11 protein-coding genes are annotated in these 11,218 nt (G+C 66.4%); 7 read left to right on the forward strand and 4 right to left on the reverse strand.

All coding sequences use genetic code 11. The annotated features are described in order from the left end of the window. Positions 1 to 105: 105 nt before the first annotated feature. Both ACO6D5_RS10450 and ACO6D5_RS10455 read left to right on the forward strand, forming a co-directional pair. Positions 106 to 1,302: a Bcr/CflA family efflux MFS transporter gene (locus ACO6D5_RS10450; protein ID WP_315845448.1), complete on the forward strand. Its 1,197-nt coding sequence runs from the start codon at positions 106 to 108 to the stop codon at positions 1,300 to 1,302. Positions 1,303 to 1,374: 72 nt separating this feature from the next. Beyond that, complete coding sequence (locus ACO6D5_RS10455; protein WP_485825340.1) at positions 1,375 to 2,163, forward strand: enoyl-CoA hydratase; 789 nt, start codon at positions 1,375 to 1,377, stop codon at positions 2,161 to 2,163. Here ACO6D5_RS10455 and chrA read toward each other — a convergent pair. Next, entirely contained in the window at positions 2,160 to 3,416 is a 1,257-nt protein-coding gene (gene chrA / locus ACO6D5_RS10460; protein WP_485825333.1) for a chromate efflux transporter, read from the reverse strand. The two genes, ACO6D5_RS10455 and chrA, sit on opposite strands and share 4 nt — an antisense overlap. A gap of 300 nt (positions 3,417 to 3,716) precedes the next feature. Here chrA and ACO6D5_RS10465 point away from each other — a divergent pair, with 300 nt between their 5' ends. Then, positions 3,717 to 5,039, forward strand: a complete 1,323-nt coding sequence (locus ACO6D5_RS10465) for an ATP-binding protein (protein WP_485825334.1) — start codon at positions 3,717 to 3,719, stop codon at positions 5,037 to 5,039. A 98-nt stretch (positions 5,040 to 5,137) separates the two neighbouring features. Beyond that, on the forward strand, positions 5,138 to 5,617 hold the full coding sequence (locus ACO6D5_RS10470; protein ID WP_485825335.1) for a carboxymuconolactone decarboxylase family protein: 480 nt from the start codon (positions 5,138 to 5,140) through the stop codon (positions 5,615 to 5,617). Positions 5,618 to 5,620: 3 nt separating this feature from the next. On the opposite strand, the gene pdxR is transcribed toward ACO6D5_RS10470, so the two are convergent. Beyond that, positions 5,621 to 7,048: a MocR-like pyridoxine biosynthesis transcription factor PdxR gene (pdxR, locus tag ACO6D5_RS10475; RefSeq protein WP_485825336.1), complete on the reverse strand. Its 1,428-nt coding sequence runs from the start codon at positions 7,046 to 7,048 to the stop codon at positions 5,621 to 5,623. 93 nt (positions 7,049 to 7,141) lie between these two features. Between pdxR and ACO6D5_RS10480 the strand changes: the two genes are divergently transcribed. From ACO6D5_RS10480 to ACO6D5_RS10490, 3 genes are all read left to right on the forward strand, one after another. Next, complete coding sequence (locus ACO6D5_RS10480) at positions 7,142 to 7,588, forward strand: GNAT family N-acetyltransferase (RefSeq protein WP_006222091.1); 447 nt, start codon at positions 7,142 to 7,144, stop codon at positions 7,586 to 7,588. Beyond that, on the forward strand, positions 7,585 to 8,205 hold the full coding sequence (locus ACO6D5_RS10485) for an FMN-dependent NADH-azoreductase (protein WP_315847159.1): 621 nt from the start codon (positions 7,585 to 7,587) through the stop codon (positions 8,203 to 8,205). The genes ACO6D5_RS10480 and ACO6D5_RS10485 overlap by 4 nt, the downstream gene beginning before the upstream one ends. Positions 8,206 to 8,421: 216 nt before the next feature. After that, positions 8,422 to 8,835: a hypothetical protein gene (locus ACO6D5_RS10490; protein ID WP_315847160.1), complete on the forward strand. Its 414-nt coding sequence runs from the start codon at positions 8,422 to 8,424 to the stop codon at positions 8,833 to 8,835. Positions 8,836 to 8,880: 45 nt separating this feature from the next. Here the strand turns inward: ACO6D5_RS10490 and ACO6D5_RS10495 are convergent, their stop codons facing one another. Together ACO6D5_RS10495 and ACO6D5_RS10500 are read right to left on the reverse strand one after the other, a co-directional pair. Next, positions 8,881 to 9,864 carry a SphA family protein gene (locus ACO6D5_RS10495; protein WP_485825337.1) on the reverse strand — a complete coding sequence of 328 codons (984 nt, stop codon included), beginning with the start codon at positions 9,862 to 9,864 and terminating at the stop codon, positions 8,881 to 8,883. Between the two features lie 21 nt (positions 9,865 to 9,885). Beyond that, a partial coding sequence (locus tag ACO6D5_RS10500) for a DUF1254 domain-containing protein (RefSeq protein ID WP_485825338.1) occupies positions 9,886 to 11,218 on the reverse strand: 1,333 nt, incomplete at its 5' end.

Raw genomic sequence — 11,218 nt, forward strand, 5'->3', positions numbered from 1 at the left:
GATTATTCTACTGCGCCCGCCCTGCGGGGTCCTGGCTTCGGCCGGGCCCCGCATTCATGGATAATGTCGGGTTTTCCCGGGCGTGCAATGCGCCCAGAGCCTGCCATGAAGTCTGCTGCATCTTCCCGAAGCCAACGCTGGCTGATCGGTCTCTTGATGGGACTGGTCACGCTCACGCCGATGGGCATCGACATCTACCTGCCTTCCCTGCCCGCCATGGCCGACGGTTTCGGCCAGCCGGTCAGCGCGCTGCAAGCCAGCATCACGCTCTTCATCTTTGCCGTCGGGGTGGGTCAGATGCTGATCGGCCCCTTGGCCGACCGCTACGGTCGCCGGCCTGTCGCCCTGGGCGGCGCGCTGGCCTACCTGGCCGGCTCGGCATTGGGCGCGGCGGCCACATCGCTTGAGGTGTTCTATACCGCCCGCATCATCCAGGGCCTGGGGGCGTGCTCGGCGTCGTTGGTGGCGTTTGCCGCGGTGCGCGACCGCTTCAGCCCCGCGGTAGGCGCACGCGTCTATAGCTACCTGAACGGCGCGCTGTGTTCCGTGCCCGCCCTGGCGCCCATGCTGGGCGGCGCTCTGGCCGTGCATGCCGGCTGGCGCAGCACCTTCGTGTTCATGGTGGTGTTCGCGCTGGCGTTGGCCGTGCTGCTGGCCAGGCGCTTCGAGGAGACCCGCGCGGCGCCCACGCTGCCCCGCGGCGCGCTCTACAGCCTGCGCCGCTATTTGCCTATCGTGGCCAGCGGCCGGTTCCTGTACTTCGCGACGTTCGGCATGGCGGGCATGGCGATGATCCTCGTGTTCGTCTCGGCGGCGCCGGTGGTGCTGGTGCAGCAGCTGGGATATACCGAGCTGGGCTTTTCCGCCTGGTTCGGCGGCAACGCCGCGATCAACATCGCGGCCTTCTTCCTGGCTCCGACGTTCATCGCGCGTTATGGCCGCCACACCATGGTGCGGGTCGGCATGGCGGCGCTGCTGCTGGCCTCGGCCATGCATGCCGCCGCCTGGGCCTGGGCGCCGTTGTCCGCCTGGCTCTTCATGCTGCCTGTCGCCGTGCTGACGGTGGGCTTTTCGCTGGCATTGGGCTCGGGACTGAGCCTGGCGCTGGAGCCGTTCGCCGAACGCGCCGGCACGGCGGCCGCTGTGTATGGCCTGTTCCAGATGAGCGGCTCGGCCGTCATCGCGACCCTGCTGCTGGACAGCGGCATGGCGCCGCAGGCCGCCATGGCCTTGATCGGCGCGGTGATCGTCGTGCCGCTGCTGTGCCTGTCGCCGGGCATGGCCCGCCGCCTGGCGGCCTGAACCCGACGCGCGGTACGGTTGGCGGTATCCTGTCTCCGATATTCCACCTGGAGACCTGGAGACGACATGGCACTGGATACATCGGCGCAACCGCCCCTGCTTGAACGCAGCACGGACAACGGCGTGGTGACGCTGCGCATGAACCGGCCCTCGCAGTTCAACGCCTTGTCCGAAGCACTGCTAGGCGCGCTGCAGGAGGAGATCGATTCCCTGGCGCGCGATGCCGACGTGCGCTGCGTGGTGCTGGAGTCCGCGGGCCGCGCCTTCTGCGCCGGCCACGACCTGCGCGAAATGCGCAGCCAGCCGTCGCTGGATTACTACCGGGCGCTGTTCCGCAAATGCGGCAACGTCATGCAAGGCCTTCAGGCCTTGCCCGTTCCCGTCATCGCAAAGGTCCAGGGCATCGCCACCGCGGCAGGCTGCCAACTGGTCGCCAGCTGCGATCTGGCGGTCGCCGCCGACAATGCGCGGTTTGCCGTATCGGGCATCAACGTCGGCCTGTTCTGCGCAACGCCCGCGGTGGCGCTCAGCCGCAACGTGTCGGCCAAGCGCGCCTTCGAAATGCTGATGACCGCCCGCTTCATCGACGCGGCCCAGGCCGTGGATTGGGGCCTGATCAACGACGCCGTGCCCGAGGCGGAACTGGATGCGCGGGTGCGTGCGCTGGCCGGCGACATCCTGGCGAAAAGCCCGACCGCCGTCCGCTATGGCAAGCGGATGTTCTACAAGCAGAGGCAGATGGCGCTGGCCGACGCGTACGACTATGCCGGCGACGTGATGGCACGCAACATGATGGAGGCGGACGCCTGCGAAGGCATCGACGCCTTCCTGCAGAAGCGGCCTCCCCGCTGGCAGTCCTAGCCCAGCCAGGCCAGGGCCCAGCCGCCCGCGGCGGCTGCAAGCACCACCCAGACCGGCGACCAGCGCGCATAGACCAGCAGTGCGAAGAGCAATAGCGCCAGCGCGAAATCCGCCTTGTTCAGGATCGCGCTTGTCCAGACCGGGTCGTAGAGCGCTGCCAGAAGAATGCCCACCACGGCGGCATTCACGCCTGCGGCCATATTGCGCACGCCTGGCCGCCGGCGCAGGCTTTCCCAGAACGGCAAGGCGCCGGCTACCAGCAACGCGCCCGGCAGGAAGATGACGGCCAAAAATGCCAGCCCGCCCAGCCAACTCGACAAGGGGCCCGACGACATCGCGCCCAGGAAGGCGGCGAATGCGAACACCGGTCCGGGCATGGCTTGCGCGGCCCCATAGCCCGCCAGGAAGTCGGCGCTGGACACCATGCCGCTGGATACCGCCGTGGCCTCCAGCAAGGGCAGCACCACGTGGCCGCCGCCGAACACCAGTGCGCCGGCCCGGTAGAAGCCGGCGACCTGGGCCGCCAACGGGGAATCGGACACGGCCGCCCACGCGGGCAGCCCCGCCAGCAACACGACAAACAGCGCCAAAGCGATATAGCCTGCGCGGCGTGACGTGCCTTGCGCGCGATTGGCAAGAATGGGCCGGGGCGGCACTTGCAGCATCGCGCCACCCACGACGGCGCCCAGCAGGACGGCGCCCACCTGCCCCCAGGCGGTCGGCAACGCGGCGGTAATCAAGGCGGCCGTCACCGCCAATCCGGCCCGCGGGCGGTCCGGGCAAAGGCTGCGGCCCATGCCCCAGACAGCCTGCGCGATGATCGCGACTGCCGCCACCTTCAAGCCGTGTATCGCGCCCGACTGCGACAGCCAGCCGAAATGCGCCAGCCCCAGCGCGAACCCGATCAGCGCCAGCGCGGTCGGCAGCGTGAACGCCAGCCAGGCCGCAGCCATGCCGGGCCAGCCCGCGCGCCGCAGGCCGATCGCCATGCCGACCTGGCTGCTTGCCGGCCCCGGCAGGAATTGGCACAGCGCCACCAGATCCGAATAGGCGTAATCGTCCAGCCAACGGCGCTTGTCGACGAATTCGGTGCGGAAATAAGCCAGGTGCGCGACCGGGCCGCCAAACGAGGTCAGCCCCAGGCGCAAGAAAACCAGGAACACCTCAAGACAGGAACTTCGGCCGGTATCCACGCGCTCGTGCGTGGCGGGCCTGCTGGCGACGTGCTCGTCGTGGGGGGGCGGGTGCGGCATGGTGCTGGGCGATCGATGGCGGGCGGGGCGCCAGATCTCCGCCCCTTCTTCATGCTTATAGCCGGGGCGCGCGCCAGTTTCAATCGGGTCTGACGGCCGCCTCCTCGCCGCCGCATCCATCGTCCCGCAGGGAATCAGTGCACGAATCTTCACAATTGACACACAAATCTCGACGAATTCGGTTCCTGCACCCCGCTAGGATGCGCGATCACCCAGCTGTCGCCGCATGATTCCCGCCTTCCTTCCCACTGCCCGCTGCGCGCCGTGCACTTGCCTGCGGCGCCCCAGGAAAGGCCGCTGATGCTTAAGTTCGCGCTGCGCATCGTCATCATTGCCACGATCGGCTACGGCGTGGCGACTCAGCTGGTGAACCTGAGCTTCGGATATCTGCTGGACTCGCTTAGCGCCGACCTGTCCTACCGCGCCGTGCGCGGCCAGATCTACGCGCTGCACAAGGACCTGGATCCCGTCGCCCCTGAGGCCCGCGCCGCTTACATCCTGGACGAGCTGCTGCCGCACTACGGGCTGACCCTGACGCTGCTGCCCGACAGCCGGGTCACCCTCACCCCGGAAGAGCAACAGCAGCTGGACCGTACCGGCCTCATCATGCGGGACGACTACAACACCTACCTGACCCGCTTGCCCGGCGAACCCGTGCAGTGGCTGGATGTGCGCCTGCCGCTGGAACCGGCGATGGAGCGGTGGATCACCTGGTCCGCCTGGGCGGCGCTGAGCCTGGTGCTGGCCGTAATCCTGCTGCTGGGGTGGGCCCTGCCCATCTGGCGCGACCTGGACGCCTTGCGCAAGGCGACGCTGCGGATGGGCCAGGGCGACATGAGCGTGCGCGTGCGGCTGTCCCGCATTTCGGGCATCCGCTACGTGGGGGAAAGCTTCAACCACATGGCCGAGCGCATCGCCGCGCTGATCGACAACCAGCGCAGCCTGACCAATGCCGTCTCGCACGAGCTGCGCACACCGTTGGCCCGCCTGTCGTTCGAGGTCGACATGCTGGGCCATGACCAATACCTGCCCCGCCGCGGCCAGATCCTGCAAGATATGCGTACCGACATCTCGGAGCTGGAAGCCATGGTGGCCGAGTTGCTCGTCTATGCGCGGCTGGAACGCCCCACCGACGATGCGCTGCGGTTGGAGACCGTGGATGTGTGCGATTGGCTGGGCGAAGCGCTGGCGCTGGTCGCCCACCAGGCAGATGCCCGGGGCATCCAGTGCCACGTGCGCGCCGGCTATCCCGCGCATGTCGATCTGCATCCACGCTACATGAGCCGCGCCTTGCTGAACCTGGTGCAGAACGCGGTGCGCTACGCAAGCCAGCGCGTCGAGATCGAACTGAAAGAGACGGCAGACGGCTACGAACTGCGGGTGGACGACGACGGCGGCGGCATCGCTGAGGCGGACCGGGAACGCGTGTTCGAACCCTTCATCCGGCTGGACGAAAGCCGGGACCGCGGCACGGGCGGCGCCGGCCTGGGGCTGGCCATCGTCAAGCGCGTGGCGGCGAACCATGGCGGCACGGTCGAGATCCAGGACAGCCCGCTCGGCGGCGCGCGGTTCGTGCTGCGCTGGCCACGCGCGGGATCAGCCGTGCGCCAGGATGGCCCATAACAAAACTCCAGTTATGGCACTTTTTGCCTGGTCCAACCTGACGCATGATGCGTTTTCGTTATCCCAATTCGAAAACACCGCTTCAGAAAGGTAGGCAAATGAGCCAGCGATTGAATTACTTCCAGGTGTCGGCGGAACTGTCCAAGAAGTACATGGACTTCAGCGCGGCGATGAAAAAAGTGCCGGTAGTCGAGGAATTCGGCGACCTGATCGATATCCGGGCGTCGCAGATCAATGGCTGCGGCTTTTGCCTGGACATGCACGTCAAGCAGGCCAAGCTTCGCGGTGAACGTGAATTGCGCCTGCACCACGTCGCCATCTGGCGCGAATCGCCGCTCTTCTCGGCGCGCGAACGCGCCGCGCTGGCCTGGACCGAAGCGGTGACCACCCTGCCCGCGCACGGCGTGCCGAACGACGTATACGAACAGGCGCGCGAGCACTTCTCGGAAGCTGAGATCTCGGACCTGACGTTCCGCGTGGTGGCCATCAATGGCTGGAACCGCCTGAACGTGGCGTTCCGGACGGTGCCGGGTTCGGCCGATGCCGCTTTCGGCCTGGACAAGGCCGGACTGAACTAAGGCCTACATCAACGCCTTGATCCGCAGGCCCAGTTCGTGGGCTTGCGCCTCGGACGGGATGTTCGTGAAACTGAGCAACAGGCCCGATTGCGGGTCCGGCAGGGACGACCAGCGCGACAACGGATGCGCATACAAGCCCTCGTCGAGCATCCGCGCCGCCAGCGGCAGATCCGTCCGCCGCCCTTGCATGCGCGCCACCAGGTGCATGCCGCCCGGTTGCGGTTCGATGTGCATATGGTCCCCCAACGCGGCGCTTAAACCCGCCGCCGTGGCATTGCGCCGTTCGCTGTACAGCCGCCGCATGCGCTGGATGTGCCGGCCGAAATGCCCCTCGACCATGAACGCCGTCAGGATGGACTGCGTCAGCCCCGGCGCCGTGCCCGACAGCAGCCGGCAGATGCGGTCGAAAGCCGCCACCTGCGCGGCCGGCACGACCAGATACGCCAGGCGCATCCCGGGAAACAGCACCTTGCTGAACGACCCGGCATACAGCACCCGACCCTGCGCATCCAGGCTCTTCAATGCGGGCAAGGGCCGGCTGACATAGCGGTATTCACCGTCGTAATCATCTTCCACGATCCACGCTTGCTGGCGTTCGGCCCATTCCAGCAGCGCTTGCCGGCGCGGCAGCGACAGCGACATGGACAGCGGACTTTGATGCGCCGGCGTGACCACGGCCGCCCTTGCCTCGGGGCATCGCGCGATGCCCTCGCTGACCATCAAGCCGTCCTGGTCCACCGGGATGGGCTCCGCCTGCAGGCGGGCCTGCGCCAACAAGGCGCGCGTGGGCGGATACCCCGGGTCTTCCACCCAGACGCGGTCGCCCGGCGTCAGCAGCGCCTGCATGACCAGTTGCATCGTATGGTTGTAGCCCGAGGTAATGAACACCTGGTACGGCTGGCAATGAATGCCGCGCGCCACTTGCAGGTAGGCGGCCACGGCGGTGCGCAATGCCATCAGCCCGTTGGACGGCGGGTAGGACAGCTCAGGCGCTTGCAGGCTGCGCAATTGCCGGGCGCCCAACCGGGCCCACAGCTTGCGGGGAAACTCGTCCAGCGCCGGCACCCCCATCTGAAACGGCAGGATGACGGACGGGCGATGCCAGCCGTGCTCGTCGTCGGGTGTTTCCGGCGGCGGCGCGACGGCGGCGGGCGGCGCCTGAGGCTGGAGATCCGGGGTGACGATGGTGCCGGCCTGCCCCCGCGTCTGGATGTAGCCTTCTGCCACCAGCAGCGAATACGCCACTTCGATCGTGCCACGCGCCACGCCCATTTCCTTGGCCAGGGCACGGGCCGACGGGATGCGGTCACCCGGCGCCAGCGTGCCTTGCGCGATTGCGCTGCGGAACCGCTCGTACACCTGGCGGTAGAGCGGATCCGCGCTGCTGGGGATGAGAGGTGGCAATGCGTCCTTGGGGCGTCGGTCAGTCATGGCATAGTCCAAAGTTCATTTTATGGCCCTTCAAATTATGTCATGGTCTTTCTACGATGACGCCTTGTCCTTTCTGAACCCGCGTGATTCCCCATGACAGATTCCGCTCTACAACACATCGATACCGACGAAGCGCTGCGCGCCTGCCTGCCGCTGATGCGCGAGCTGCGACCGCATCTTTCCGATGCCGACGACTTCGTTGCTCGCATCACCCGCATGCGCGGCGACAGCTACCGGCTGCTGGCGGCGGTCGACGCCGGCCAGGTCGTGGCGCTGGCGGGCTACCGCTATCAAGAGAATCTGATCTATGGCCGCTTCATGTACGTGGATGACCTGGTGGTGGACAGCACGCGACGCGGCGGCCGCTGGGGCGCCCGCTTGCTGCAGGCGCTGGACGGCATGGCCCGCGACGCGGGTTGCGCCAAATTCGTATTGGACACGGGCTTGTCCAACGCCCTGGCCCAGCGCTTCTACTTCCGCCAAGGCCTGTTGACCAGCGCCATCCGTTTCAGCAAACTTCTGGACACCCCTGCCGCATGAGCATTCTTCATATCACCTGCAGCCCGCGCGGCCGCAGCTCCGAAAGCCACCGCTTGTCGCTACGCATCATTGACAGGCTGATCGCAGCCGCCGGCCCCCAGGCGCCCGCTGTCGTCGAGATCGACGCCACGGCCCTGCCCCCTGTGGATCAGGACTACGCCGCGGCGCTCAGCGCGCCCGCGGACCCGGCCGACGACATCCTGGGACGCGGCGCGCTGCTGCAGTCGGGCCAATTGATCCAGGCCTTGCAGTCGGCAACGCATATCGTCATCGCCACGCCGATGCACAACTTCACCGTGCCGTCGTCGCTGAAAGTCTGGATCGACCATGTCGTGCGCGTGCGCAGCACCTTCCGCATCACCGCCGAAGGCAAGATCGGCAACCTGCCGGACCGGCCCGTGTATGTCGCCATTTCGTCCGGCGGCGAGTTCTCCAATGGCGCCGCACGCCAGCCCGACTTCCTGACGCCGTACCTGAAGCATGTGCTGGGCACGATCGGCCTGCAGACCGTGACGTTCTTCTCGGTGGAAGGCACTGCGCGTGGCGAGGCCGCGCTGCAAGCGGCGCGTCACCGCGCCGAAGCCGCCATTGCCGCGCATCCGTCATTGGCTGGATAAGTGGCGGCCCCCCTGGTAATTCCTGCTCCCTGCAGGCTTACCGGGCCGTTGGGGCACATCCGGCGCGACGGCGAAAACTAATCCGCCGTCGGCCGGATTATTTAAGCGTGTCGCATTGACACTGCGGAAATCGGGGCACTACGCTAGGCCGCAAAAGCCCGCGCCATCAGGCGAACGGCGTACCCCCAAACACCGCATCAAGATGCTGGAGACGCGATGACCCTGTATCGGGCAGTGATTCCCGCCATTGTGCTGATCGCGTTGTTCAGCGCGTTGCCCCTCGGCGCGCAGGCCGCTTGCAGCGACAAGAAGATACTGGCGATGTCGGACGAAGGAAAATCGGTGAAGGCCATCGCCAAGGCGTGCAACATGCCGGCGGCGAAAGTGCGGGCGGTCGTCGAAAGCGACGATGGCAACGAGGATGCCGCTGCCTCTGCCGCAGCGCCTGCGCCCCTCATCAAGAAGTTGCCCTCGGGCGCGGGATTGGCCAGTTGCGACTGCCAGGGCACCGTGCCTTATGGCGACAAGGCCCCGGAGTTGCGCTGCCAGAGCGGCGTGTCGATCGCCACGCCCTGCGCGGGCTATTGCCCGCCGCGCGGCGTAGCGCCCTGGCGCCGCGTATGCAGTTGACCACCCGGCCGCCCACCGCCCCACGCTGACGAACGGATTCCGGAATCAGAACACCAGCGTGGCGGTCCCCATGACCGTGCTGGTGCTGTCGAGCCGGTTGGTGCTGCTGATCGTGGGCACCCACCGCAGGCTCAGCGACAGCGAACGTTTGTCCGCCAGTTTCGTGTCGTAAGTCACGATCGGACCCAGTGCCCAGTCACGCCCCTTGAAGCCGTTGAGCCGGTCGGCCGTCGGCCCTTTGTCGCTGCCCAGTTGCTGCTGGGTGCCCAGGATCAAGCCCGCGCTGACGCCATTGCTGAACGTCTTGCGGCCCATCACATCCAGGCTGAAGACGGGTGCGTTGCGGTAATCCGTGGCGCTGTTGCGGGTATAGAACTGCACTGCGGCCACCGTATCGAACTGGAAGCCCGATTCCGGAAAGATCTTGGTGTAGGCGGCCTGGGGAATGAACGTCCAGTTGTTCAGGCTGGGATTGGCCATGTCGTTCGCGTTGTACTTGCCAGTCGGCGCCCAGATGTTCAGGCTAAGCGCCATGTGCGAGGTTTCGGAGAAGTGGTAGCCGGCGATGATGGGCGAAAAATAGAGGTCGAACAGGTTCGATGCGGTATCGCTTTGCCCAACCGTTCGACCGCCCGGCCCGGTCAACTTGGAATCCACCTTGGTCCAGACATAGGGCAAGGTGAAGCTGGACGCGAAGTTCCAGCGCCCCGGCCCGGTGTCCCAGGTTTTCAGCACCGTGGCCAGCGTGAACGCCACCTTGCCGTCCAGCCCCAGCGACGTGCGCCCGCCCACCGGCACTTCACGGCTTCCGCCGATCTGGCCGTCCAGATAAATCTGCGCGAAATTCACGGCCCAGATCGGTTCGGGCGAGACGATGCCCGCGTTGGGCTGCACATTGGTGCCCGTGACTTGGCGGCCCAGGGCGCCTTCGGTGGCCATGGACACGGGCGGCGCGGCAAGCGCGGCCAGCGTGACCCATGGCGTGATTGCATTGCGCCAAGCAGTCCGGCGCGGGCAGTTCGACATCATCGCTTCCCCTTCCCTTGTGCCTCAAGGAGCCAGATCGGCCTTGGGCAGTTTCCACGTACCGTCCAGAATCGCGGGCTTCGGACCATAGAACCGCGCCACGATGTTGAACCGCCCTTCCGGGGCCGGCAGCCAATTCGATTCCTTGTCCTGGCCCGGGCTGGCGTGCTGCACGTACAGCGTCAGTGAACCGTCCTTGCCGCGCTTGAGCCCGCGGGTGCGATCGCCAATCGCATAGCGCTTGATCGGATTATCGACCAGGTGGCGGCCAGGCAAGTCATACATGGTCATCGACCAGAAAAAATCGACGGGAGGCAATTGCCCGGGTTCAAACCGGATCACGTAGGATTTGCTGCCCTCCAGCGGACGCCCTTGCGAGTCTTCCTCGTACCCGAGATACACCGCCTCTTCGGAAGAATTGCCATAGATGCCCATGGCGGCCGCCACGGCCCGCTTCGTATAGTCGTTGCCCAGTTGCGCGCGTGATCCGAACAACCCGACGGAAGAGCGCGTCTGCTTCTCGGCTTGCAGCAGCGCCGCCTTGCCGTCGGCCACGCCCTGCTCGATCGCGTTGCGCGTCGTCGGGTCCAGCTTGGCGGCATCGAAAGGCTTGCCCGGCTCGATGCCGATCAGCGCGAAACGCCGCATCATGTCCTGTTCGGCCGCCGGCTGCGGTTGCGTGAACGCCAGCAACTGGTTCAGGTAGGCGATGAAATCCACCGAGGTTGCGCGCTGCTCGTCCCAGGGCAGCCAGTCCACATCGCCGGGCGCGGCGGCAGGCGGCGGATGGCGCAGGAATTCGCTCAGCGGACGCAAGCGGTACTTGGCCTGCAAGGCCTGCACGTTCTTCACATCCGCGGGTCCGTTAAGACTGGTGCGCCCCAGGATCCCGATGAAGTCCGTCTCGGACTGCAGCACCTTGGTGATGCCCTTCGGTTTGCTCCCATCCCAGCGCGGCCCGGCAATCAGGTAATTGCCGGCGCCAAAGCCTGTGGCGCGCACCCCGGCGTAGGCGAAGTTGTAGGTGTACAGGTCCACCATCTGGAAGACGTTGTAGCGGTCCTTCGGGGTGGCGGGCAGGCTCAGCACCCACGGCTCCGTGCGCAGGTCCAGCCACGCCCAGGAATACGGGGTGTCGTTGTTCGGCGTGACGATCTCACGGTTTTCCGGCGTATAGGGTTGCGAATAGTGGCGGAACTTGCCGAAGCCGCCCACGTATTCCTTGCCGCCCGGATGGATCGCCTGAACGTACATGGTCTTGTAGTTGTAGAGCATCGGGTAGGCGTACAGGTATGCCTCTTTGGCGATGCTGCGCAACGACTCGTCCTGGATGGGCGCAGGCTTGGTGGCGCAGCCC

The organism is Achromobacter sp. (assembly GCF_057314935.1).